This window comes from Enhydrobacter aerosaccus (genome assembly GCF_900167455.1).
In the GTDB taxonomy this organism is placed as follows: Bacteria; Pseudomonadota; Alphaproteobacteria; order Reyranellales; family Reyranellaceae; genus Reyranella; species Reyranella aerosaccus.
The window spans coordinates 1,298,185-1,321,767 of record NZ_FUWJ01000001.1 but is presented as its reverse complement, the minus strand read 5'-3'; the positions used below and the strand labels follow the sequence as shown (position 1 = coordinate 1,321,767).

The 23,583-nt window shown below is 64.4% G+C and carries 22 protein-coding genes; 11 read left to right on the top strand and 11 right to left on the bottom strand.

The window, feature by feature from the left end:
• Positions 1-21: 21 nt before the first annotated feature.
• Both B5D62_RS06220 and B5D62_RS06215 read right to left on the bottom strand, forming a co-directional pair.
• Positions 22-747, bottom strand: coding sequence for a hypothetical protein (locus tag B5D62_RS06220; RefSeq protein WP_139373736.1), 726 nt, complete (start codon positions 745-747; stop codon positions 22-24).
• Positions 748-793: 46 nt separating this feature from the next.
• The gene (locus B5D62_RS06215) at positions 794-2,647 is read right to left on the bottom strand and encodes a chloride channel protein (protein WP_085932906.1); all 1,854 of its coding nucleotides are present in this window, start codon (positions 2,645-2,647) and stop codon (positions 794-796) included.
• Positions 2,648-2,709: 62 nt separating this feature from the next.
• Between B5D62_RS06215 and B5D62_RS06210 the strand changes: the two genes are divergently transcribed.
• Entirely contained in the window at positions 2,710-3,312 is a 603-nt protein-coding gene (locus tag B5D62_RS06210) for an anthranilate synthase component II (RefSeq protein ID WP_085932905.1), read from the top strand.
• 51 nt (positions 3,313-3,363) lie between these two features.
• Here the strand turns inward: B5D62_RS06210 and B5D62_RS06205 are convergent, their stop codons facing one another.
• Entirely contained in the window at positions 3,364-3,567 is a 204-nt protein-coding gene (locus B5D62_RS06205; protein WP_085932904.1) for a heavy-metal-associated domain-containing protein, read from the bottom strand.
• Positions 3,568-3,652: 85 nt separating this feature from the next.
• Between B5D62_RS06205 and trpD the strand changes: the two genes are divergently transcribed.
• Genes trpD through B5D62_RS06185 form a run of 4 tightly spaced genes read left to right on the top strand, consistent with a single transcriptional unit; the run spans position 3,653 to position 7,172 of the window.
• On the top strand, positions 3,653-4,666 hold the full coding sequence (gene trpD / locus B5D62_RS06200) for an anthranilate phosphoribosyltransferase (protein WP_085933545.1): 1,014 nt from the start codon (positions 3,653-3,655) through the stop codon (positions 4,664-4,666).
• Positions 4,663-5,460 (top strand): indole-3-glycerol phosphate synthase TrpC, encoded by a 798-nt coding sequence (trpC, locus tag B5D62_RS06195; protein WP_085932903.1) that lies wholly within the window; start codon positions 4,663-4,665, stop codon positions 5,458-5,460. Before trpD ends, trpC begins: the two co-directional genes overlap by 4 nt.
• Positions 5,457-5,948, top strand: coding sequence for a cyclic pyranopterin monophosphate synthase MoaC (moaC, locus tag B5D62_RS06190; RefSeq protein ID WP_085932902.1), 492 nt, complete (start codon positions 5,457-5,459; stop codon positions 5,946-5,948). Before trpC ends, moaC begins: the two co-directional genes overlap by 4 nt.
• A gap of 12 nt (positions 5,949-5,960) precedes the next feature.
• Entirely contained in the window at positions 5,961-7,172 is a 1,212-nt protein-coding gene (locus tag B5D62_RS06185) for a molybdopterin molybdotransferase MoeA (RefSeq protein WP_085932901.1), read from the top strand.
• A 6-nt stretch (positions 7,173-7,178) separates the two neighbouring features.
• Here B5D62_RS06185 and B5D62_RS06180 read toward each other — a convergent pair whose 3' ends face one another.
• Positions 7,179-7,802, bottom strand: coding sequence for a class I SAM-dependent methyltransferase (locus B5D62_RS06180; RefSeq protein WP_139373735.1), 624 nt, complete (start codon positions 7,800-7,802; stop codon positions 7,179-7,181).
• A 137-nt stretch (positions 7,803-7,939) separates the two neighbouring features.
• On the opposite strand from B5D62_RS06180, the gene lexA reads away from it, so the two are divergent.
• A complete protein-coding gene (gene lexA, locus B5D62_RS06175) occupies positions 7,940-8,689 on the top strand; it encodes a transcriptional repressor LexA (protein ID WP_085932899.1) in 750 nt (249 codons plus the stop codon).
• 86 nt (positions 8,690-8,775) lie between these two features.
• Entirely contained in the window at positions 8,776-9,747 is a 972-nt protein-coding gene (locus B5D62_RS06170) for a LysR family transcriptional regulator (protein WP_085932898.1), read from the top strand.
• Here B5D62_RS06170 and B5D62_RS06165 read toward each other — a convergent pair.
• From B5D62_RS06165 to B5D62_RS06155, 3 genes are all read right to left on the bottom strand, one after another.
• Positions 9,680-10,786, bottom strand: a complete 1,107-nt coding sequence (locus B5D62_RS06165) for a YeiH family protein (RefSeq protein WP_085932897.1) — start codon at positions 10,784-10,786, stop codon at positions 9,680-9,682. The genes B5D62_RS06170 and B5D62_RS06165 overlap by 68 nt on opposite strands.
• Positions 10,787-10,932: 146 nt before the next feature.
• Entirely contained in the window at positions 10,933-12,489 is a 1,557-nt protein-coding gene (locus tag B5D62_RS06160) for an ABC transporter substrate-binding protein (RefSeq protein ID WP_218190953.1), read from the bottom strand.
• A gap of 140 nt (positions 12,490-12,629) precedes the next feature.
• Positions 12,630-14,756: a ComEC/Rec2 family competence protein gene (locus B5D62_RS06155; RefSeq protein ID WP_085932895.1), complete on the bottom strand. Its 2,127-nt coding sequence runs from the start codon at positions 14,754-14,756 to the stop codon at positions 12,630-12,632.
• Between the two features lie 124 nt (positions 14,757-14,880).
• Here B5D62_RS06155 and gltX point away from each other — a divergent pair, with 124 nt between their 5' ends.
• From gltX to B5D62_RS06135, 4 genes are all read left to right on the top strand, one after another.
• Positions 14,881-16,284: a glutamate--tRNA ligase gene (gene gltX, locus B5D62_RS06150; RefSeq protein WP_085932894.1), complete on the top strand. Its 1,404-nt coding sequence runs from the start codon at positions 14,881-14,883 to the stop codon at positions 16,282-16,284.
• A 32-nt stretch (positions 16,285-16,316) separates the two neighbouring features.
• Complete coding sequence (locus tag B5D62_RS06145) at positions 16,317-17,219, top strand: DMT family transporter (protein ID WP_085932893.1); 903 nt, start codon at positions 16,317-16,319, stop codon at positions 17,217-17,219.
• An 84-nt stretch (positions 17,220-17,303) separates the two neighbouring features.
• The gene (gltA, locus tag B5D62_RS06140) at positions 17,304-18,602 is read left to right on the top strand and encodes a citrate synthase (protein ID WP_085932892.1); all 1,299 of its coding nucleotides are present in this window, start codon (positions 17,304-17,306) and stop codon (positions 18,600-18,602) included.
• Between the two features lie 34 nt (positions 18,603-18,636).
• Positions 18,637-18,837: a hypothetical protein gene (locus B5D62_RS06135; RefSeq protein ID WP_085932891.1), complete on the top strand. Its 201-nt coding sequence runs from the start codon at positions 18,637-18,639 to the stop codon at positions 18,835-18,837.
• A 45-nt stretch (positions 18,838-18,882) separates the two neighbouring features.
• Here the strand turns inward: B5D62_RS06135 and gloA are convergent, their stop codons facing one another.
• The 4 genes from gloA to rseP form a co-directional block, all read right to left on the bottom strand.
• Positions 18,883-19,290 (bottom strand): lactoylglutathione lyase, encoded by a 408-nt coding sequence (gene gloA / locus B5D62_RS06130; protein WP_085932890.1) that lies wholly within the window; start codon positions 19,288-19,290, stop codon positions 18,883-18,885.
• An 11-nt stretch (positions 19,291-19,301) separates the two neighbouring features.
• A complete protein-coding gene (gene fabZ / locus B5D62_RS06125) occupies positions 19,302-19,784 on the bottom strand; it encodes a 3-hydroxyacyl-ACP dehydratase FabZ (RefSeq protein ID WP_085932889.1) in 483 nt (160 codons plus the stop codon).
• Between the two features lie 19 nt (positions 19,785-19,803).
• Positions 19,804-22,008, bottom strand: coding sequence for an outer membrane protein assembly factor BamA (gene bamA / locus B5D62_RS06120; RefSeq protein WP_085933544.1), 2,205 nt, complete (start codon positions 22,006-22,008; stop codon positions 19,804-19,806).
• A gap of 189 nt (positions 22,009-22,197) precedes the next feature.
• Positions 22,198-23,577, bottom strand: coding sequence for an RIP metalloprotease RseP (gene rseP / locus B5D62_RS06115; RefSeq protein ID WP_085932888.1), 1,380 nt, complete (start codon positions 23,575-23,577; stop codon positions 22,198-22,200).
• Positions 23,578-23,583: the final 6 nt, after the last annotated feature.

Below are 23,583 nucleotides of genomic sequence, written 5' to 3'. Positions count from 1 at the left end.
GCCTGCCAAGCCGCGGCAGGATCAACGCGCGGCGTAGTCGGAGTACTTGGCCGTCACCCGTACGTGGACGTCGTTGTCGCCGACCCGCATATCCTCGTCGGCGCGAATCAGAACGGGAAACCAGTTCTCTTCGCCCACCTTGCCTCGGACGATCTCGTAACGGAACGGCCCCACGGGGAATCCGGAAGATCGACCGCAAGTCTTCAGCACGGTGCTCTTGCTGGTCCAAACCCAGACTCGACCGATGAATCCTCGCACTGGAGCCTGTTCGTTCCGGGGAAGAAGGTCGAACACGCTGGTGTTGTGGTCGTCGATCAGCTGGCGGCCCGAATAGACAGCGTCCTTTTCGGCAAGGTTGTCGGCGGTGATCGCGAAGGGCGGAGACACGAGGCCTTCGACGTCCTTGTCGGACAGCCGCAGCCGAGTGAGCGTGTTGGTGACCGGCTCAAGATTCTTCACCGCCTTGGTGCCCGACGCGTCGAACCCCACCTTGGCCTTGCGATGGAAAGCCCCGTCAACGACGTCGCCCTGCAACGTCTGGACATCGATCTCCGCAATGTATCCATAGGTCGCGAAGGCCTTGGCCATCGCGATCTCGCGAGCGGCAATCGCATGGGTGAATTCCACCGGGCTCATCTGTGATGGCGCTGCGGTGTCGATAGGCTCCATGGTGGCCGTGCAATTGACCTGGGCGAAGACCGGTACGGCGAGCAGGAGCACGGTCAGGAAGGGCACGACGGACGTCATGCCGTACATTACCCTCAGGCCAAGTGGGAAGTCACCGCAGGACGCGTTACATCTGCTTGTCCGCGACCGAGAACATGTCCCGTTCACCCAGATCGGCGGATCGCCGGCGTTCGAGCTCCTGATTGTAGCGACGCAGCGCATACTGTTCCGACAGATAGCCGACGATGGAGCGGTCGGCAGACGACGTCAGGACCGGCAGGGTCTCGACCTCCTTGTCCTCGAACCGGGACAGCGCCGTCCGGACATTTTCGTAGGGCAGCAGGAAAAGATCGCCGTCGGATGCCAGGTCTCGTGCAAAACGGGTATCCAGCTTTTCGTTGTGCTGCGAATCATGGAGATCGGCGCTGCTCAGCATGCCGATGTAGATCCCCTTCTCCGAAACCACGAACACATACTTGGCGCTGCCTGGGGGGAACCTCTCCCGCAACTGGCGCAAAGGCATGTTCTCCGGCACGACTGGTGCATCGCTGCGCATGAGCCGGCCGACCGACAGATCGGCCAGCCAGCCGATGTCATGGGGACTGCGGATGCCGAGGCCGCGCTGGTGGAAACGCCAGGTCGAGAAGGAGTAGCCGAAAGTCAGCCGCACGATGCTCGAGGCAATGACGACCCCGACCATGACCGCCACCATCATGGCGAAGCTGCCGGTCCCTTCCAGCACGAGAAAGACCATGGTCAGGGGCGCGCCGATGATGGCGGCCGCCACGGCGCCCATACCGACCATCATCAGGGCCGATTGCAGCTCGTTCACCTGCGGCAGGACGAGGCCGGCGAGGCCGGCGAAGGCCCCGCCGAACAGGCAGCCCAGGAACAGCGAGGCGCTGAACATGCCGCCGCGAAAGCCCGAGCCCAGCGAGACCGCCGAGGCCACGAGCTTGGCGACGAGAAGCAGCAGGAAGGTCTGCAGCGTCACATTCCGATCGAACATGAGCTGGATGGCCCCGTGTCCGCTGCCCAGTACCTGGGGTACCAGAATGGCAATGGCCGACAGCAGCACGCCGCCGATGGCGGGGCGCAGCCACTGCGGCAAGGGCAGCCGCCGGAGCGCCCGTTCGACCCAGGTCACCGATTGCATGGCCAGCACGCTGAATCCGGCGGCGCACACGCCCAGGAGCCCGAACAGGAAATAGACCTTCAGATCGAAATGGAAGAATTGCTCGACGCTGAAGATGGGCTCCGGATCGATCAGGGCCCGTTCGGCGAAAGTCCCTGCCAGCGCCGCCGTGGCGACGGGAGCGAGCGCGCGGACCGAATAATCCCCCAGGATCAGCTCGTAGCCATAGAAGGCACCGGCAAAAGGGGCGTTGAAAGCGGCAGCGATCGCGGCCGCCGCACCGGCGCCGACGAAGATGCGCTGATCGTTCCGACGCAGCCGGAAATACTGGCCAACCTTGGCCAGGATACCCGCCCCGAGCTGGCTGTAGCCCGCTTCCATTCCAACGGCCGCGCCGGCGGCATTCGAGGTGATGGTGGCCACCAGCAGTCGCAGGCTGTCCAGCATCGACATGATGCCGCCATGCAGCGCGTTGGCCTCGATCGGGTCGACGATCTCCTTCGGTCGCAGCCGTCGCATGATGAGGGCGGACACGCCGATGACCAGTCCACCGATCAGGGGGACGACCAGGATTCGCAGCGGATCCACATCGATACCGGTGCTGAGCGAATGTTCTCCCGACAGATTGAAGCTCAGCTGATGCAGCAAATCGACGAGCCAACGCAGTCCGGCGACCAGAGCGCCGATCACCAATCCGGTCAGGGCGCAAACCAGGATCTGGACCGGCTCGTTGGATCGAAGCCGGCTCTGCATGCGGAAGAGCCGGCGTGCCTGCCCCCCGAAAATGGAGCTGAGCCAGTCGGAAAAGTTGTCGGCTGCGCCACGGGCGGAAGTCAGGACGCTCACAGTCTTCTTTCCTTCAGGCGCCGTTTCCGGGACAATAGCCCGAACCCCGAAACAGGTGCCATGTGCTGCTTTTGATCGATAACTACGACAGTTTCACTTACAACCTTGTGCACTTTCTGGGCGATCTTGGGGCGTACTGTGCCGTTCACCGGAACGACCAGATCACGGTCGACGCGGCGATGGCCCTGAAACCGGACGCGATCGTCCTGTCTCCCGGTCCCTGCACACCCAACGAGGCCGGCATCTGCATGGACCTGATCAAAGTGGCTGCCAAGGCGCAGGTTCCGCTTTTTGGCGTCTGTCTGGGACATCAGGCGATCGGCCAGGTGTTCGGCGGCAAGGTCGTGCGGGCCGCCGCCCCCATGCACGGCAAGCTGTCACCGATCGAGCACAAGGGCCAAAGCGTGTTCGAGGACGTTCCGTCACCGTTCCAGGCAACGCGCTATCACTCACTGGTGGTCGAGCGCGCCAGCTTGCCGCAGGAACTCGAGGTTACCGCCCAGACCGGCGACGTCATCATGGGGCTGCGTCACAAGACCCTGCCGATCCATGGCGTCCAGTTCCATCCCGAGAGCATCGCCTCGGAACATGGCCACAAGATCCTTGAGAACTTCCTCAAGATTGCCGGTGAGCATCCGTCCCAGCAAAAGCGGAAAGCGGCATAAAGCCGACGCCAGCCCTGGTGTCAGGGCTGTTTTTCCTGAGAAAACAGATATTTACGAGGCGGCGACGCCGAAGCCCGCGCGCTGGATGGCGCGGGTGATGGCAGCCACATCGGCCCCGGCGGGAAGGCGCATTTCCCCGCTCTTGAGGTCGACGGACAAAGGTGCGGTGCCGGCTCCGGTGGCCGCGCGGGTCACGGCCTTCACGCAGCCGTCGCAATCCATGCCAGTGACCTTGAGGATGAGTTCTTCAGCCATGTGATATAGCTACGCGCCCTCCGGTGAAGCCGGCAAGGGGCAAAACAACACGGGACGAAGATTCGGGGTCCGAGTGAGCGGCGATATCGACGATTTTCGCAGCCTGCTGGCAAAAGTAGGCAACGGGCAGGCGCTGAGTGTGGACGAGGCCGAACGCGCCTTCGACATTATGACAAGCGGTGACGCCACGCCGGCGCAAATGGGCGCTTTCCTGATGGCGCTGAAGGTACGCGGCGAGACGGCCGACGAACTGGCCGGCGGCGCGCGGGTCTTGCGGGCCAAGGTCCTGCGTGTCCATGCCCCCGACGGGGCGATCGACATCGTGGGGACCGGCGGCGACCATCACGGCACCTACAACGTTTCCTCCTGTTCGGCCTTCGTGGTGGCCGGTGCCGGCATCCCCGTCGCCAAGCACGGCAATCGGGCCTTCACGTCCAAGTCCGGCGCGGCCGATGTGCTGGGCGCCCTTGGCATCAATCTCGAACTGCCGATCGAGACGCTGGAGAAGGCGCTCCTGGAAGCCAATGTCTGCTTCCTGATGGCTCCCCGACATCACAGCGCCATGCGCAATGTGGCGGGGCCGCGGGTGGAGCTTGCGCCCTCGCGCACCATCTTCAATTTGCTTGGCCCGATGTCGAACCCGGCCCTGGTCAAGCGTCAGCTCGTCGGCGTGTTCGACCGGCGCTGGCTCAGGCCGGTGGCCGAGGCGCTGGGTCAGCTCGGCCTGGAACGAGCGATGGTCGTGCATGGTCAGGACGGGATGGACGAATTGACCACGACGACCAAGAGCTGGGTCGCCTTGCTCGACAATGGCAAGGTGACCGAATTCGAGATCGCGCCGGAGGAAATCGGCGTGAAGCGGGTATCGATCGAGCTGCTGAAAGGCGGCGACGCCGCCCACAATGCCGAGGAGATCAAGAAGGTCCTGGCCGGCGAGCGCAACGCCTTCCGCGATATCGTGTTGCTGAACAGCGCGGCGGCCATCATGGTCGCCGGCAAGGCCAAGGACCTGGCGGAAGGCGCCGCCCTCGCCGCCCGCTCGATCGACAGCGGCAAGGCCGCGGCCACCCTCACCGCGTTGCAAAGGATCTGCGCATGAGCGACACGCTGGCCAAGATCGTCGACGACAAGCGCCGCCATGTGGCCGCCTGCCGCGAGCGGCGGTCACAGGGCGATATCGAGAAGGCCGCGAAGGCCATGGAAGCGCCGCGCGGGTTCGCCCTGGCGCTCAAGGCCGCCATTGCCGCCGGACGGTACGGCCTGATCGCCGAGATCAAGAAGGCCTCCCCCAGCAAGGGGCTCATTCGTCCCGACTTCGATCCTCCGTCCCTCGCCCGCGCCTATGAGCGCGGCGGCGCCACTTGTCTGTCGGTGCTGACGGACGGGCCGTACTTCCAGGGCAAGGACGAGTTCCTGACGCAGGCCCGAGCCGCCACGGCGCTGCCGGCCTTGCGCAAGGATTTCATGATCGACCCGTATCAGGTGTTCGAGGCCCGTGCTCTGGGTGCGGACTGCATCCTGCTGATCATGGCCTGCCTCGACGACCAGTTGGCTGCCGAACTGGCGCGTCTGGCCCATCTCTGCGGCATGGACGTGCTCGTCGAGGTGCACGATGGCGACGAACTCGAACGGGCCCTCAAGGTCGACAGCGACCTGATCGGCATCAACAACCGCAACCTGAAGACGCTCGCCGTCGATCTCGCGGTCACCGAACAGCTCGCGCCCCGAGTACCGAAGGATCGGGTGCTGGTTGCCGAAAGCGGCCTTGCGACGTCTGCCGACCTGGCACGCATGGCCAAGGTCGGTGCTTCGGCCTTCCTGATCGGCGAGAGCTTCATGAGAAAGCCCGACGTCGAGGCCGCTGTCCGCGAAATCCTGGCAAAAGCGGCATGAGCAAGCAGGCGCGCCGGCTTAGCCATTTCGATGCCCGCGGTAACGCGCACATGGTCGATGTCGGGACAAAGGCGGTGACCGAGCGCATCGCCGTCGCCAAGGCCAGCGTCGTCATGCAGGCTTCCACCTTGAAGCTCATCAGGGACAAGAAGGCCGCCAAGGGCGACGTCCTCGCCGTGGCGCAGCTCGCCGGGATCATGGCGGCCAAGAGGACGGCCGATCTCATCCCGCTTTGCCATCCCCTGTCGCTCTCGGCGGTGGAGCTCAAGCTCACACTCGACGCCAAGCGTCGCGCGGTGGACATCGAGGCATCCTGCAGGCTCAAGGGTCAAACGGGAGTCGAGATGGAGGCGCTGACCGCAGCCTCGGTCGCCGCCCTGACCGTCTACGACATGTGCAAGGCCGTCGATCGCGGCATGGTGATTTCCGACGTCAGGCTGCTGCACAAATCGGGCGGCAAGTCGGGAACGTTCGACGCCCCAAGATAGTAAGGTATCGCGATGCTCACTGTCCGGGAGGCCCATGCGCGCGTGACGGCAACCTTCTCCGCCCTGCCGGCGGAGCTGGTCTCCGTTTCTGAGGCGGCTGGCCGTGTCCTTGCCACGCCGCCCACGGCCCGCCTCGCCCAGCCCCCGGCCGATCTCTCGGCCATGGATGGGTATGCCGTGCGCGCGGAGGACGTGCCTGCCGCTCCAACGACGTTGAAACTGGTCGGCCGCTCCCCGGCCGGCGGCTCCTACGATCATGCGCTGCAGCCGGGCGAAACGGTGCGCATCTTCACCGGGGCGCCGGTCCCCATGGGTGCCGATTCGATCGTCATCCAGGAAGACACTAAGGCCGACGGCGAGACCATCACCATCCTCGAAGCCCCGACACCGGGCCGGCACATTCGCCGGGCCGGACTGGATTTCCAGGTTGGAGACAGGCCGTTCGTCGCCGGGCGTACCCTGACGACACGCGATATCGCCCTGGCGGCGGCGATGAATGTGCCGTGGCTGTCCGTTCATCGTAAGCCCCGGGTCGCGATCCTCTCCACCGGCGACGAACTCGTCATGCCGGGCGAGCCGATCGGTCGCAATCAGATCATCTCCTCATCCGGTATTGCCGTGGCCGCTCTCGTCCGGCTGTGGGGCGGTGAACCGACCTTGTTCGACATCGCCCACGACGACTCAACGCTCATCGAGGAGCGGATCGCCGCCGGCACCCAGCACGACCTGCTGGTGACCCTGGGTGGCGCCTCGGTCGGCGAGCACGACCTCGTGCAGGGCGCGTTGAAGGCCCAAGGTTTCACTCTGGATTTCTGGCGAATTGCCATGCGTCCCGGAAAACCATTGATGTTCGCCGCTCGGGATCGCGCCCGCGTTCTCGGCCTGCCCGGCAATCCCGTCTCGACCATGGTCTGCGCGCTGCTGTTCCTGAAACCGGCCCTGGAGCGCCTGCTGGGCCAGCCCGGCGCGCTGGTCGAGACCGTTCCGGCGATCGTCGGCGTGGACCTCAAGCAGAACGACACGCGCGAGGACTATGTCCGGGCGGGCCTTGTCCGCGAGGCCGACGGCACGCTCACCGTGACGCCCCACAAGATCCAGGACAGTTCGATGCTGTCGGTCCTCGCCGCGTCCCAGGCGTTTCTTGTGCGGCCGGCACATGACCCGGCGCGCAAGGCCGGCGACACCGTTCAGGTCATCGATCTCGATGGGCTCGGCGGCTACTGAGGCGCGCTAAGGTCGGCGCCGATAGAAATCGTAGACGTGGGTTTCGCCGGCGAATGTCCGACGCTTCGCCCACGGCGCCTCGGCATTGCGCTCGAAAAACGGCTCGAACAGGCCCAAGGCCTCGGGATCGCCATGGCGATCGGTGTTCCATCCGACGACGAGGAAGGCTCCCGGACGCATTGCCTGGTGCAATGCTTCAATCACGGCACGCTGATCGGTCACGGTATCGACGCCGAATCCGAAAACACCGTTCAGGATCACACAATCGAACGAACCGGGACGGCGGTGCCGGTTGATGTCCTGGACTGGCGCCCGGATATGATCGGCGGCACCCCACACGGCGGTGCTGGGATGGCTGTCGAGGGTGGTGTACTGGCCGCGGCGGAACAGCTTTTCATAGTGGTGCGTGTAGGGCGCGGCACCGACGAACAGGACGTTCGCATACCGGGCGCCGACCCAGGGCAGGATTTCGCCCTCCAGGCATCTCCGGCTGGCAAGATTGCCCAGTTCGGCATAGGGCCGATTTACCCCCAGCACATGCAGCAACAGGAAACGAAGGATGGGCCGCGGCACGACGCGCTTGGCCAAGGGTGAGAGGCGCGCGAAGAGCCTTCGAGGAAGATTTCCCATTGTTCGTGAGCACTCCATTTTACGGCCATCCCCATAACCCTCGGGATAAGTTGACAATTTTCGGGAACTAAAATAGAACACGCGCAAAGGTTTCAGGGTTTGTTCTGAAATCTTATAGACGATCCGGGGAGAGACCGGTGCTGACCCGCAAGCAGAGCGAATTGCTCCTGTTCATCAACAGGCGGCTGAATGACGACGGTGTGTCCCCCTCCTTCGACGAGATGAAGGAGGCGCTGAGGCTCAAGTCCAAATCGGGCATCCATCGGCTCATCACCGGACTGGAAGAACGCGGTTTCCTGCGCCGCTTGCCCCATCGGGCGCGCGCGTTGCAGGTCCTGAAGTTGCCGGATGCGGCGGCGCTGCCCGCCGCCAATGTGACCCCCCTTCTCGCCGAGGCCCGGCGCAGCGGTCTGGCCGAACCACGCGAAGGGTTCGTGCCCCAGGTCGTGCGCGGCGATCGTGTGCCGCTCAGTGGCGCCATCCAGGCAGCCAATGAGGCACAGGCCCTGAGCCTGCCGCTCTATGGCCGGATCGCTGCCGGCACGCCGATCGAGGCGCTGCGCGACAATTCCACCACCGTCGACGTGCCGGTCTCGCTGCTCGGTTCGGGAGCCCATTATTGCCTGGAGGTGCAGGGCGATTCGATGATCGAGGCCGGCATCCAGGACGGCGACATCGCGATCATCAAGAGCGCCGACACCGCCGAAACCGGGGAAATCGTCGTGGCCTTGATCGACGACACCGAGGCCACGCTGAAGCGCTTGCGCAAGAAGGGCGCGTCGATCGCGCTCGAGCCCGCCAACGCCGCCTACGAGACGCGCATCTTCGGTCCCGATCGTGTGAAGATCCAGGGACGCCTGGCCGGTCTTTATCGCCGCTACCACTGAGGTCGCGGCGCTAATATCGGGGTGCGGTCCGGCCGACCGAGTTCGCCGACTGCCTCAGTCACCCGTGCAATGCTATCGTGCCGCGCATGACGCTGGAGCAGCTTCGCGTTTTCGTGGCCGTGGCCGAAAGGCAGCATATGACCCGGGCGGCCGAAGCCCTGCATATGGCCCAGTCGGCGGTCAGTGCGGCCATTGCAGCGCTCGAGTCCCGGCATCGCGCCAGGCTTTTCAATCGCATCGGCCGCGGCATCGAACTCACCGAAGCCGGCACGCTGTTCCTCGACGAAGCGCGGGCAGTCCTTGCCCGGGCCGAGGCCGCGGAACTGGTCCTGTCTGAACTCGGCGGACTACGTCGGGGTACCCTGACCATCCACGCCAGCAAGACCATCGCCAGCTACTGGCTGCCGCGGCACCTGGTTGCCTTTCGGCGAGCCTACCCCGCGATCGATATCAAGCTCAGCGTCGGCAACACGGCGCAGGTGGCGGCAGCGGTCCAGCAGGGCATCGCCCAGATCGGCTTCATCGAAGGCGCCATCGACGACACCGCCATCGTTGCCACGCCGGTGGCCCGGGACCAGCTCGTGGTCGTCGTCGGGCTGCAGCACCCCTGGGTCAAATCCGGCCCGCGCGATTTCGCCCAGCTGGTGGAAACCGAATGGGTGCTGCGCGAGGCCGGATCGGGGACTCGCTCCGAATTCGAGGCCGCTCTGGCGGCGGCCGGCGTTGCCGCAAGTGATCTCAAGGTGGCCCTCGAACTGCCGAGCAACGAAGCCATCTGTGCTGCAGTCGAAGCCGGGCTCGGCGCCACGGCGATCTCCGCCTCCGTGGCGGCCGCGGGGCTCGAGACCGGGCTGCTGCATCGGGTCGATATCAATCTGCCGGAGCGAGCCTTCCAGGCCATCCAGCATGTCGACCGCTATCGAAGCGCTGCCGCCGAACGCCTGCTGATGATCATGGGCGCCGGTGCGGATCGGGCGGGAACGGCTGCGATCAAGCAATCCCGATCAGACGGATCAGCCCAAAACTCATCGCGCCGAGCACAACCAACGACAGTATGACGGCCCATGTCACCCGGCCGCCCGCCTGGGCGAGGCTGCGCAGATCCGTGGACAGTCCCAGCGCCGCCATCGAAATGATCGTCAGGGCCGTGGCGAGAGAGGCCGTCGGCCCGACAACGGCATCCGGAACCAGGCCGACCGAACGAAACGCCGCCAGGCCGAGAAAGCCGATAATGAACCACGGCACCAGCTTGTGCAGCGCCGGCCGGCCGCGCTTGGGTCGATCGCCAGCCGTCACATGGGGCGGCAACACGTCCGGCTGATCCCGAAGCTTTTGGGTGACCAGGCTCAGCAGGAGCACGACCGGTCCCAGCATGAGGACCCGCACCAGCTTAACCAGCGTCCCGATCTGGACGGCCACGGCGCCGATGGGAGCGGTCGCCGCAAGCACCTGCGGCACGGCGTAGACGGTCAGCCCGGCCATGACGCCGTATTGCGTGTCGCTCATATGCGCGAACGCGGGCAGAAGCGGCAGGCTGAGAACGACGGCGACACCCAGAACCGCGGTGAAGGCGATCGAGGCGGCAACGTCCTCTCCGCTGGCGCCGATCACCGGGGCAACGGCTGCAATGGCCGAATTCCCGCAGATGGAATTGCCGCATGCTACGAGGACCGCCAGCCGGTGCCGCAGCCCCAGAAGCCGTCCCATGCCGTAGCTCACGAGGATCGCGATCACGACGATACCGGCGATCCCCGCCAGCAACGCGGGGCCGGCGGCCATGACCGTGCTGGCGCTAAGCGAGGCGCCCAATAGCACGACGGCGACTTCGAGGACGGTCTTGGCACAGAAGGAAATGCCCGCGAACGCCCGCTGGCTGGGTGTCCAGGCGGTACGAACCACCGTGCCGACCAGGATCGCCAGGACCAGCGCTTCCAGCCAGGCGCGGCCGAACAAACTGGCTTCCACATACTCGAGCCCGAGAGCGACGATGGTGACGCCGCCGCACAGCAGCATGCCGGGTAGCAAGCGGGCGAGACGGCCCGTGCGTGTCACTTGGGATGTGACGGCTGAACTGGAGTGCGCTGCGGGTGTTGCCATGATTTTTCCAAATACGACGAGTCCGTGGAAAAATCATTCACGTTTGTTACTTATTCCAATTCAATCCTTCGCTGACACTGATCTGTGTTCACGATCGGTCGGAGCAGTGGACTGCGCTCCGTTTCGCAGCGCAGTCCGGTCGCTCCCTACTTCATCGTGATCGGCGAGAAGTCCTGGAACCAGTTCTGCGCCTGCACGAAGCCGGTCACCTTGGTGGACATGGCGCGTGGATTGACGTCATGCGTGACGAACAGGAACAAGGCCTCGTCGACGATCTTCTCGTGGATCTGCTGCAGGACCTTATCCTGCTCGGCGGCGTCGAACGTCGTTCGCGCCTTCTCGATCAGCGCGTCCATCGCCGGGTCCTGGTAGTAGCCCCAGTTGGTGCCGTTCGGCGCCACCAGGGTCGAATCGATATGGCGGATGAAGGCCGTGAACGGATCCTGGATGAAGTAGGAGAAGTTGATGCCATTGGCGCCCTTTACCTGGTCCGACTTGGCTCCGGCTCGCCACAGATTGATCATCGTGTTCCATTCGACCACGTCGAAATCGACCTTGATGCCGACCTCGGCCAGGTTCTGCTGGATGTACTCGTTCATCGGCAGCGGCTGCATCTGGCCGGAGCCTGACGCGGAGATCAGGATCCTGACTTTGACCGGATTCGACGGACCGTAACCGGCTTCCGCCAGCAACTTCTTCGCCGCCTCGGGATCGTACTTCACGTCGAATTGCGGATGACCGAACCACTGGCTGCCCGGCGTCACGAATCCCTTGGCGGGAATCATCAGGCCATTCAGCAGGACCTTGAGCCCATTGCGGTCGATCGCGAGATTCGCCGCCTTGCGCACGCGAACGTCTTTCCAGGGCGACCCGTCGATGACGCTGAGGTGCCAGGTCCAGTTGTGCGGATAGGCATTGGTCACGATCTTGAAGCCGGCCTTCTCGAGGCTTGGCACCGCATCCGGAGACGGCGCCTCGATCCAGTCCACCTGTCCGGAGCGCAGGGCAGCGGTCCGCGTCGCTGCTTCGGGGATCGGCAGCAGGACCAGGCGATCGAGCTTCGGCACCCGGTTCTTGTCCCAATAGTCCTTGTTGGGCACCAGCTCGGCGCTGGTGTGAGGCACGAAGCTCGCGAGCTTCCACGGGCCCGTGCCCGAAGGTGTCATCGCGAACTTGTTCCAGTCGCGGCCGACCTTCTCCCATTGGGCCGGACTCGACATCATCACCCAGCCGATCTGGTACGGCAGGAAGGCATCCGGCGTTCCGGTGCGAATTTCGACGGTGTAATCGTCGAGAACCTTGTAGCCCTTCACGCTCGGAATACGCGACCGGCCTTGCGCTGCCTGCTTGGGATCGTATTGCGGCGACTTGTCGTTCAACAGCTTGTCGAGGTTCCAGACCACGGCGTCGGCCTTGAAATCGCTGCCGTCATGGAACTTCACGCCCTGGCGCAACGTGAAGATCCAACGCGTCTTGTCGGTGTCGTCGATCTTCCAGCTGCTGGCCAGGCCTGAAACCAGCACTGAAGGCTTGTCCGCCGACGACAAGTCCCAATTGATGAGGCCGTCATAGACCGTGTAGCCCATGAAGCGCATGCCCTCGCCGCCCTGGTCGGTCTGGCCGGTCGTCAACGGGATGTCCGCAGCCGTCATGCCGATACGCAATGTCCCCTGCGCGAATGCCGGCGCAGTTCCCAACATCATTGCGAGCAGTATCGCTGCCCACCGCACGGGACGCCCCGCGCCCGCCCTGTTCTTTGACCGACAATCCATTTCGAAATCCTGGTCCTGCGCTTTTGAGAGATAACCGAAGCACTGGAAGCCAAGACCATGCCAATCCGGGTTCAGATGCCCGGTGCCGATATCACCGCCTGTCGGCTGGGACTGTTGGATACCCAGGGACGATCGCCGCGGGCGCCATTGGCGGTCGCCCGGCGCAGTCCCGAATCTTCCAGCCAAAGCGCCTGGGCGCCCTCACGCCAGGCATCCCGCCGATCGATCACCAGCCGCGGCCCGCGGCAGCGGCCTTGCGCATCGACCGTGGAAAGGACGATGTCCGACGACGCACAGGCCTCGGCCAGACGCTGGTCGTCGCTGACCAGCGCCACCTTCCATGGTCCCTTTTGCCAGCGGCAGAGACCGGTTTGGCAGCCCAGCCCAAGAGCCTGTTCTTCGGCGCTCGCCATCCATTTGCGCGCGCCGTCCTGCCCGCTGCGCCGAGCCCATGCCTCGGTCACGAAGCGGTCAGTGCGGGCCGACGCTACCTGCAGCGTGCCGTGGCCGTCGCGAAGCCCGAGCACGCGGCCGTCCTCGCTCATCAGCAGATCCGGTGCCGGCCCGGGCCCCAGCAGCAGGCCGATGGCCCCAATGGGTACTCCGGCGAGCCGCCAGCGCCGTCGCCACAGGCAAAGCCACAAGCCGCCCATCGTGAACAACCACAGGCTCGCGCCGGGCAGCGACGGCACGAGCATGGCCGCCTGCGGCCACGACGAGACATGGGCCGCGATCGCATCGAGCCCGTCAATGCCCCACCCCATCGGTACCAGCGCCAGCTTCTCCAGGCCGAGCGGCATCAGAAGCATCGCCAGCAGGCCCCACGGCATGATCCAGAAGCCGGTCAACGGCACGCCCAGGAGATTGGCCCCGACTCCCAGGAACGACAGCCGGTTGAAGTGATAGGCCGCGAAGGCCCCGGTCGCGATCGAGGCGATCAGCGTCGTGGCGAGACTGGCTCCCAGGCCGGCCAAGAGCCGCCAGAGCCAGGGGTGAGCACTCTGCTCCACCCACTCGTGCAGCGATCGACGCCATCGCGCGCCGGCCTCCCAGGCAGCGATGAGCGCGATCACGGCGGCGAACGACATCTGGAACGACGCGCCCGTCAACGCGTCGGGGGCTGCGAGCAGGACGATCACCGCCGACCAGGCGACAAGCCTGAGCGACAAGGCCGTCCGGTCGAGCAGGATCGCCAGAAGCGCGAAGGCCGCCATCGCGCAGGAGCGCTGCGCCGGTACCGGTGCGCCGGCGAGTGCCGTGTAGAATAGCGCGACCATCAGGGCGAGGACGGCCGAGATCTTCTTGGCATCGACGCGCAAGGCCAGTGGCGGAACCAGCGCGATGGCGTATCGCAGAACACCCATGACGAGCCCGACCACGAACACGATGTGCAAGCCCGAGATCGACAGGATGTGGGCGAGGCCCGAGTCCCGCATCGATTGGGTGATTTCCCGAGAAACGGCGGACTGCTCTCCGGTCAGCAAAGCTGCCGCGACGCCACCCTCCGGCCCCGGCAGCGCCGCGAGAATGCGGGCCGTGATCGCCGCCCTCAGCGCGTCGATGGCGCGGACAAACCCTTTTGGCCGACCGTGCTCGATGACGGCCGCCGGGGCGATCGCATAGCCCACTCCTCCGATCTGCTGGAACCAGGCAACGCGTTGGAAATCGAATGCGCCGGGCGTAGCCGGACCGGCCGGGGGCGACAGATTTGCCAGGACGAGCAGCCGATCTCCCACTTCGATCGGTGGCGCGCCACGGCTGAGGCTGATGCGCAGTCGGGCCGGCGTCGCCTCGGGCGCCGGCGCTCCTCGGCCCTTGAGGCGGACGGCCTCGAGAACGACGCGGACGCCTTCGGGCAATCGCTGGATGTCCGCGATCCGTCCTTCGACGTTGATGCTGAAGAGTGGCCGCCCCAAGACCGGAGCCGCGAGCGTCGCGGTACGCCACGCGGCGAGGCCGAAACCGATGCAGGCCGCGATCAGGCCAAAACAGAGTGCTCGCACAAAGGTGCCGCCCGGCACCAATGCGGCAATTGCCACACCTGCCGCTGCCAGGACAGGCCCGAGCCAGATCGCCGGCTCGCTCGGCAGTTCGAAATAGATCGCGATCCCAAGCCCCATCGCGACCGGCAGCCAGAGCATCCAGCGGCCACGTTCGGCTTCGATCTGGGCCAGGAGCCAGTTGCGGGCTGCCGACACACTCTCCCCTTCGATCGGCCGGCCTCGAACTCCTGCCGCATGTTTGACAGTGACGGAACGCTCGCCTACCTACGGCGCACTTTTCCGGCCGAAATGCGGCAAAACCCGCACCGCTCCTGCACACATGACCGTCGTTACCCGCTTCGCTCCTTCGCCGACAGGCTACCTCCACATCGGCGGTGCGCGCACCGCCCTGTTCAACTGGCTGTTCGCCCGGCATCACGGCGGCAAGTATCTGCTGCGCATCGAGGATACCGACCGCGCCCGCTCGACCCAACCGGCGATCGAAGCCATTCTCGATGGACTGTCGTGGCTGGGATTGGATTGGGATGGCGACGTCACCTATCAGTTTGCCCGGGCCGCGCGGCATGCCGAGGTCGCCCGACAGATGCTGGCCGAGGGCAAGGCCTATTATTGCTACGCCTCGCCCCAGGAACTCGAAGAGATGCGCGCCGCGCAACGCAAGGCCGGCGTACCCATGCGCTATGACGGTCGGTGGCGCGATCGCGATCCCAAGGAAGCGCCCGCCGGCGTCGCGCCCGTGATCCGCCTCAAGGCGCAGCAGAGCGGCAAGACGGTGATCCAGGATGCCGTGCAGGGTGAAGTAACAGTCGAGAACGCCCAGCTCGACGACATGATCCTGCTGCGGGCCGACGGCACGCCGACCTACATGCTGGCCGTCGTCGTCGACGACCACGACATGAGTGTCACACACGTCATTCGCGGCGACGACCATCTCAATAACGCGTTCCGCCAGCTCCAGATCATCAAGGCGATGGGCTGGCCCGAGCCGGTCTATGCCCACATCCCACTGATCCACGGCGCCGACGGCGCCAAGCTCAGCAAGCGACACGGCGCGCTCGGCGTCGATGCCTATCGCGACATGGGCTTCCTGCCGACGGCACTCCGAAACTATCTGCTGCGGCTGGGCTGGGGACACGGCGACGACGAGATCATTTCGACCAAACAGGCGATCGAGTGGTTCGACCTGTCGGGCGTCGGCCGCTCGCCCTCGCGCTTCGACACCGTGAAGCTCACGAACCTGAACGCGCACTATCTGCGCGAGATGCCCGATGCCGAGCTGCTTCCGCTGGTGTTGCCGAAGATCGAGGCCAAGCTCGGTGCTTCCCCCGACGCCGCCGCGCGTCAGCGTCTCGAACGCGGCCTCACCGGCGTGAAGCAACGGTCTCGGACGCTGGTGGAGCTGGTCGACAATCTTGTGTTCTACGCACGAAGCGGCGCGCCAGCCATTGCCGACGACAAGGCGCGCGCGCTTCTGACGCCCGATGCGAAGGCATTGCTGACCAAACTTGCGGCGGCTCTCGATTCCGAGACCGACTGGCGCGAGAAGCAGATGGAAGAGGCAATCCGCCGATTTGCAGAGGCGCAGGGCGTCAAGCTCGGGCAGGTGGCCCAGCCGCTGCGCGTGGCGCTCACCGGCTCGACCGTGTCGCCGGGCATTTTCGAAGTGCTGTCGGTGCTCGGTCCCGACGAGACGCGGCTGAGATTGGCGGCGGCCGGCGGATAGAAGCGGGCGCGTGACGCAGCCATGGTCCCGCGATGTCGCTACGCATCTGGGGCCTGCTGCTCCTGCTTTCCGTTCTTTGGGGTGGCTCCTTCTTCTTTGCCAAGGTTGCCGTTAGAGAATTGCCCCCGCTCACCGTCGTGTTCGGCCGCGTCGCGCTCGCGGCCGTCGCTCTCAACCTGTTGCAAGTGCTCTCGGGAAAAGGCCTCTTCCGGCGTGGGGCGCCGTGGCCTGCCTACGTCGCCATGGGAACCCTGAACAATGCCCTGCCCTTCAGCCTGATATTCTGGGGCCAGACGCAGATCGCTTCGGGCTTGGCGTCCATTCTGAATGCAACGACACCGCTTTTCACCGTGGTGGTCGCGCATCTCCTCACGACGGACGAGAAAATGACCCGCGCCAAGGTCGCTGCCGTCGTCATGGGAGTCCTGGGGGTGGCGGTCCTGATCGGTCCTGTCGCAGTTCAACGCCCCGACGCCAGCCTGTGGGGCCAGATCGCCTGCCTGGCCGCCGCCGTGTCCTATGCCTTCGCCGGCATATACGGGCGTCGGTTCAAGGCGATGGGAATCGGTCCGATCGAAGCGGCGGCCGGTCAGATCACGGCGAGCAGTATGTTGATTCTGCCGATCATGCTGGCTGTCGATGGCCCGTGGCCGCTGCTTACCCCACACCCGGTATCCCTCTGGGCCTCGATTGCCGGCCTGGCATTGCTCTCCACGGCTCTTGCCTACGTTCTCTATTTTCGAATTCTTGCCGTGGCGGGAGCGACCAATCTGCTGCTCGTCACCCTGTTGATACCGGTTACATCGAACTTACTGGGGGTGACCTTCCTCGGCGAAGAGTTGGGTTTTCGTCAGGTTGCAGGCATGATGTTGATCGCCATGGGCCTCGCGATCATCGACGGCCGCATAGGCCATATGCTACGCCCCGCGAAATAGCGGCCGGCCCGCACAATTGCGCCTTTCGGGGCGGCTTGTTAGGGTGCCGCCCAATCGTAAATCGAGCCTGAAAGAGTAGTCCCAATGGCCAAATCGACCGCGACGCTGACCGACAACGAAACCGGCAAGTCCTACGAATTTCCGATCATCCACGGCACGATCGGTCCGCGCTTGGTCGATGTCCGCAAGCTCTACGGCCAGTCCGGAATGTTCACCTACGATCCGGGCTTCACCTCAACCGGCTCGTGCGCCTCCAAGATCACCTACATCGACGGCGACGAAGGTGTCCTGCTCTATCGCGGCTACAACATCGCCGAACTGGCCGAGCAGAGCGACTTCATGGAAGTCAGCTATCTCCTGATGAAGGGCGAACTGCCGACGAAGACGCAGAAGGAAAAGTTCGTCAAGGACATCACGAACCACACGATGGTTCATGAGCAGATCAGCACCTTCTATCGCGGCTTCCGCCGCGACGCCCATCCCATGGCCGTGTGTTGCGGCGTGGTCGGCGCCCTGTCCGCCTTCTATCACGACTCGCTCGACATCAACGATGCGCACCAGCGCATGGTGGCGTCCTACCGCCTGGTCGCGAAGATGCCGACCATCGCGGCGATGGCCTACAAGTACTCGGTCGGCCAGCCCTTCGTTTATCCGCGCAACGACCTGTCCTATTCGGCCAATTTCCTGAGGATGATGTTCTCGGTTCCGGCCGAGGAGTACGAAGTCAATCCGGTGCTCGAGAAGGCCATGGATCGCATCCTGATGCTCCATGCCGATCACGAGCAGAACGCCTCCACCTCCACGGTTCGTCTGGCCGGCTCCTCGGGCGCCAATCCTTTCGCTTGCATCGCGGCCGGTATCGCCTCGCTGTGGGGACCCAGCCACGGCGGCGCCAACGAGGCCGTGATCAACATGCTGAACGAGATCGGCGGCAAGCAGAACATCCCGGGCTTCCTGTCCCGCGTGAAGGACAAGGGCGACCACACCCGCCTGATGGGCTTCGGCCATCGCGTCTACAAGAACTACGATCCGCGCGCCAAGGTCATGCGCCAGACCTGCCACGAGGTCCTGACGTCGCTCGGCATCGAGCATGATCCGCTGCTCGAGCTCGCCATGGAAATGGAACAGATCGCGCTCAAGGACGATTATTTCATCTCGAAGAAGCTCTATCCAAACGTCGATTTCTATTCGGGCATCATTTTCCGGGCGATCGGCATCCCGACTTCGATGTTCACCGTCCTGTTCGCGGTGGCTCGGACGGTCGGCTGGATTTCCCAGTGGAACGAGATGATCGAGGATCCGGACCAGAAGATCGGCCGTCCGCGCCAGCTCTACAATGGCCAGACCGAACGGCCCTATAAACCGCTCCATATGCGGGGCTGAAAAACCGCCGACAGCGGCGGACGAGGAGAGGAAAATGGCGAGATCGTCCCATGGATCACGCCGGGCCACGACCTGGGCTGTGGCACAGAAGCCGAAGCCGATGCCGCGCGTGGTGCGGCTCGGCCGACCGGCCAATGACAACGTTCGCCAAACGGGCCTTCAGACACGCCTGCTCGTCGTCGCAATCGCGACGGCGCTCATGATGGTGATGCTTTACGACTGGCGGCTGATCTAGCCGCCGCCTGGGCGCCGCCGGCTTGCCCGGCCGCAGGCTCTCGGCCTACTTCCGTTCGATCAGCTCGATCTTGTAGCCGTCCGGATCTTCCACGAAGGCGATGACGGTCGTGCCGAATTTCACCGGCCCAGGAGCGCGCGTGACCTTGCCGCCTGCCTTGGTGACCTGCTCGCACATTCCGTAGACATCGGGAACGCCGACGGCGAGATGGCCGAAACCCGTGCCGATCTCGTAGGGCTTCTCCTGATCCCAGTTGTAGGTCAGCTCGACCGCGCAATGCTCGGCCTCGTCGCCGTAACCGACGAAGGCCAGGCTGTACTTGCCCTCGGGCACATCCCGCTTGCGCAGGAGCTTCATTCCCATCGGGCCGGTATAGAACGCCAGCGACTTGTCGAGATCCTTCACCCGGATCATCGTATGCAGCATGCGGTAGTTGGCGGCCGTATCGGGCATGACTGTCCCCTTTACCTGTCGCGGATCATGGCAGCGAACGTTGCCTCGGCCGCCACCTTGCCATCGACGATCGCCTTGCCGGCGAACTTCCAGACATTGGCGCGGCTCTGGATCTTCTCCACATGAAGCTCGAGACGGTCTCCCGGCACCACCGGGCGTCGGAAGCGGGCTCCATCGATCGACATGAAATAGACCAGCTTACCCTCGGAGTCAGGGCCGAACGTCGCGACCACCAGGACCGCCGCCGTCTGCGCCATGGCTTCGACGATAAGCACACCCGGCATGACCGGGTCGGACGGGAAATGCCCCTGGAAGAACGGCTCGTTGATGCTGACGTTCTTGATGCCGATCGCCCGCTCATCGAGCCGCATCTCGATCACCCTGTCGACCATCACCATGGGATAGCGATGCGGGATCATCGCCAGAATGCGCTTGATATCGACCGCCGTCGCGGCGGCCTGAGAGACGCTGGTCTTGTCGGTTTGCATGTTCATCGCAGCGTCGTTATGCCTGTCAGAAGCGGGTTCCGAAGCTGAAGCGGATATTCTGAAGCCTGTCGTACGGCTGGTAAACCAGCGGCACGGTGTAGTCTATACGGATCGGCCCGAAGGGCGAAAGCCACTGGATGCCGAAACCGGTGCCAACGCGCATCAGCGAGCTGTCCAGGATGCTGACGCCGGACTGCTGGATCGCGCCCCACAGCGAGCCCACGTCGACGAAGGCCTTGCCGACAATGCCGATTTCCTTGGGGAAGCCGAGCGGGAAGCTGAGCTCGCCCATGCCGGTATAGAAGTACTGGCCGCCCAGCGAGTCGCCGGTATTGCCGTCGCGCGGTCCGGCACCACCAACCGCCCAGCCCGGCAGCGAGTCACCGCCCAGGAAGAAGCGGTTGTTGAGGCGCAACAGGGTGCCGTTGAAGGGGGCGATCACGCCGAGAGAGGCGCTCAGCGAGGCGATGAAGTCCTCGACGATCGGCTGATAGATCGCGCCGTCGGCCGTCACGCGGAAATAGTAGTTGTTACCCGGCGGACCCGCGACCGCCAGCGTGTTGCGCAGCAGCCAGCCCTTGGTCGGATTGAGGCGCTGGTCGCGCGTGTCCCAAGCCAGGGTTTCGGAGACCTCCGAGGTCACCGAGGAACCCGCCTGCGACTGCACCACCTGCGATGCCCAAGGCTGGACGTTGTAGATGTCGGTCTGGCGCAACGTGTAGCGGAGCGTCTGGCTGGTGTGCTCGGTGTAGGCCCAACCGGCACGAAGCGCGAAACCGATGCTGCGGTCGCTATAGGAGGCCACGGCCTGGCGGTCGTTGGTCGTCCGGAAGATATCGAAGCCCGCTGCCAACGGTCGATCGAGGAAGTACGGCTCCGTGAAGCTGAGGTCGATCAAGGTGCTCAACGTACCGAGCGACAGGCCGAGGCGGATATCCTGACCCTTGCCGAGCAGATTGCGCTCGCGAACGGAGATATCACCCAAGATACCGCCGACCGACGAATAGCCGGCGCCGAAGGAGATTTCGCCGGTGCTCTGCTCGGTAACGTTGACCTGCAGGTTGGTCTTGTCGGGCGCCGAGCCCGGCGCCGCCGAGATGTCGACCTTCTCGAAGAAGCCGATTCGCGCCGTCGAGAAGGCATCGCCCTCGGCCAGCCGGAACTCGCGCCGGATCACCTTGTCGAGGGTACGCGTGTTGCCCGAGATGTCGATCCGCTCGACATAGACCCGCGGCCCCTCCTGGATGTCGAAGGTGATGTCGATCGTGTGCGTCTCACGATTGCGCCGCATGTTGGGCCGCACATCGACGAAGGCATAGCCCAGCGAGCCCACCGCGTCCGACAGCGCCGTCACCGTCTTGTCGACCTCGCCGGCGTCGTACCAGTCACCCTCGTTCATCGTCACGTAGCTCTTCAACGTGTCGACATCGAGCCCCTGGAACCGCGTCGCCACATCGATCTTGCCGAACTTGTAGCGCTCGCCTTCATTGATCGTGAAGGTGATGAAGAACCCGTCGCGGTCCGGCGCCAGTTCGGCGATCGCCGATTCCACCCGGAAGTCCGCATAGCCCTCCGACAGATAGAATTTGCGCAGCATCTCGCGGTCGAGGTTCAGCCGGTCGGGATCGAACCGGTCGTCCGACGACAGGAACCGCCACCACGCGCTCTCCACCGTGCGGATCTTGCCGCGCAGCGTGCCGTCGCCGAACGCCTTGTTGCCGACGAAGCTGATCCGCTTGATGCCCGTCACGTCGCCTTCATTGATCTCGAACACCAGATCGACGCGGCCCTGTTCGAGCTTGATGATCTTCGGATCGATCACCGCGTTGTAGCGGCCGCTGCGGCGATAGATCGACAGCAGCCGCTCGACGTCGGCCTGCACGCGCGCCCGCGTGAACACCGTGCGCGCCTTCGACTGGATCTCGTCGCGCAGCTTGTCGTCCTCGATCTTGCGGTTCCCCTCGAACGCCACGCGGTTGATGATCGGATTCTCCGTCACCTTCACCACCATGGTCGATCCCTGCATGTCGATCGACACGTCCGAGAACAGACCGGTCGAGAACAGCGCCTTCAGCGACCGGTCCGCCGCTGCCGGATCATAAGGCTGGCCTTCCTTCAGCTGCAGGTACGACCGGATCGTCTCCGGCTCCGCGCGCACGTTGCCCTGGATCTGTACCGCGGAAATCATGGTGCCGGCGCCGCCGGTCGCACGCTGCGCAACGGCCGGCATGCAAAACACGAGAAGCGCAGCGACGGCCAAAGTGGCCAAACGAGAGATCAAGCTTACCCTTGGCACCTTCAGAACCTGCCGATGGCCACGTTCAGGAAGGGTGCTTCATAGACCGGCGACAAGGGCTTAGCCACCCCTTTTCTATCCGTTGTATCCCCCGACCCGTCACTCGACCACCTCTAGGCGAAGTCAGCGCAGCAGAAGCTTGATGTCATTGAACGTGGCTACCAGAGCCATGCCGATGACAAGCGCAAAGCCGACCTTCAAACCGAGCTCCTGGGCCTTGAGGCCGAGCGGCCGTCCTCGAATGGCCTCGTACAGGTACATCGCGAGGTGGCCGCCATCGAGCATCGGCACCGGAAGAAGATTGAACACGCCGAGCACCACCGACAGGGCGATCACGAGATTGAGGATACCGGTCCAGCCGGCATAGGAGGCCTCGCCCGCCGCCTTGGCGATCCGGATCGGGCCGCCGAGTTCATCGACCGGTCGCGACGCCGTCGCGATCTGCGCCATCGACGTGTAGAACATGGTCGTCATGTTCCAGACGTGATGCACGCCGGCCCACGCCGCACCGAACAGGTCGTGATTACGGAACTCGGTCACATTCGCCGGCCGGATCCGCAGACGCCCCACCGGATGCGTCGCGCCGGAACAATCCGTCACCTGGTCGGCCTGAGGCACGACCGTGGTCTGCATGCGCTGGCCGTCGCGGTCGAACTCCACCACCACGGGCTGACCGGCACGACCGCCAATCAGCTCGGGAATGCGCGAGAAATAATCGACAGGCTTGCCATCGATATCGAGCAGGAGATCGCCGACCTTAAGACCTGCTGCCTCGGCCGGACTATCGGCCGTAAACCCACCCACCACCGGGCGGATCAGCTCGTCGATGCCGAGATCGCCGTAGCGTATGGTGTTGTGGTAGCGATCGGTCCGCTCGCAATATTGCGGCATGATCTCGCCACGCAGCAACTCGTTGCCGCGGCGATACTCGACCGACATCGGCCGCGTCAGGTACAGAAACTGCGCGTCCTGGATATCCTCGAAGCGGTTGACCCCGGCACCGTCGAGACGCACGATTTCGTCACCGGTGCGCAATCCGGCCTTGGCTGCCGGCCCATCGGGCTGCACGGCGACGATCGGCGGCGAATACGGCTCACCGGCGACAAGGAACACGCCTGTGAGCAACACGATCGCAAACAGGATGTTGGCGGCCGGCCCTCCCAGCACGACGGCGGCGCGTGCATAGAGAGGCTGCGTAAAGAACGCTCGCTTCCTTTGCTCTACCGACAACGGCTCGTTCGAGGGCAGCGCGCTGCTGCCATCGCTGTCGCCCAGGAATTTGACGTAGCCACCCAGCGGGACCATCGACACTTTCCAACGGGTCCCGTTGCGATCGGTCCAGCCGAACAACTCGGGGCCGAATCCGATCGAGAAGACCTCCGCATGGATGCCGAAGCGCCGGCCGACCCAGTAGTGGCCGAACTCATGCACGAACACCAGCAGTGTCAGTACCAGAATGAAATACGGCAGGTAGGTCGTGAACAGGCTGACAATGCTGTGCATGGCTCA

Bases quoted from the DNA above. Each gene is read 5' to 3' on its own strand.
- rseP (WP_085932888.1), bottom strand. From the start codon at position 23,577: ATGCACAGCATTGTCAGCCTGTTCACGACCTACCTGCCGTATTTCATT.
- fabZ (WP_085932889.1), bottom strand. From the start codon at position 19,784: ATGAACATGCAAACCGACAAGACCAGCGTCTCTCAGGCCGCCGCGACG.
- B5D62_RS06185 (WP_085932901.1), top strand. From the start codon at position 5,961: ATGCTCACTGTCCGGGAGGCCCATGCGCGCGTGACGGCAACCTTCTCC.
- B5D62_RS06205 (WP_085932904.1), bottom strand. From the start codon at position 3,567: ATGGCTGAAGAACTCATCCTCAAGGTCACTGGCATGGATTGCGACGGC.
- moaC (WP_085932902.1), top strand. From the start codon at position 5,457: ATGAGCAAGCAGGCGCGCCGGCTTAGCCATTTCGATGCCCGCGGTAAC.
- B5D62_RS06180 (WP_139373735.1), bottom strand. From the start codon at position 7,802: ATGGGAAATCTTCCTCGAAGGCTCTTCGCGCGCCTCTCACCCTTGGCC.
- B5D62_RS06160 (WP_218190953.1), bottom strand. From the start codon at position 12,489: ATGATGTTGGGAACTGCGCCGGCATTCGCGCAGGGGACATTGCGTATC.
- gloA (WP_085932890.1), bottom strand. From the start codon at position 19,290: ATGCCCGATACGGCCGCCAACTACCGCATGCTGCATACGATGATCCGG.
- B5D62_RS06135 (WP_085932891.1), top strand. From the start codon at position 18,637: ATGGCGAGATCGTCCCATGGATCACGCCGGGCCACGACCTGGGCTGTG.
- gltX (WP_085932894.1), top strand. From the start codon at position 14,881: ATGACCGTCGTTACCCGCTTCGCTCCTTCGCCGACAGGCTACCTCCAC.
- B5D62_RS06170 (WP_085932898.1), top strand. From the start codon at position 8,776: ATGACGCTGGAGCAGCTTCGCGTTTTCGTGGCCGTGGCCGAAAGGCAG.
- B5D62_RS06220 (WP_139373736.1), bottom strand. From the start codon at position 747: ATGACGTCCGTCGTGCCCTTCCTGACCGTGCTCCTGCTCGCCGTACCG.
- B5D62_RS06145 (WP_085932893.1), top strand. From the start codon at position 16,317: ATGTCGCTACGCATCTGGGGCCTGCTGCTCCTGCTTTCCGTTCTTTGG.
- trpC (WP_085932903.1), top strand. From the start codon at position 4,663: ATGAGCGACACGCTGGCCAAGATCGTCGACGACAAGCGCCGCCATGTG.
- B5D62_RS06165 (WP_085932897.1), bottom strand. From the start codon at position 10,786: ATGGCAACACCCGCAGCGCACTCCAGTTCAGCCGTCACATCCCAAGTG.
- gltA (WP_085932892.1), top strand. From the start codon at position 17,304: ATGGCCAAATCGACCGCGACGCTGACCGACAACGAAACCGGCAAGTCC.
- bamA (WP_085933544.1), bottom strand. From the start codon at position 22,008: ATGCCGGCCGTTGCGCAGCGTGCGACCGGCGGCGCCGGCACCATGATT.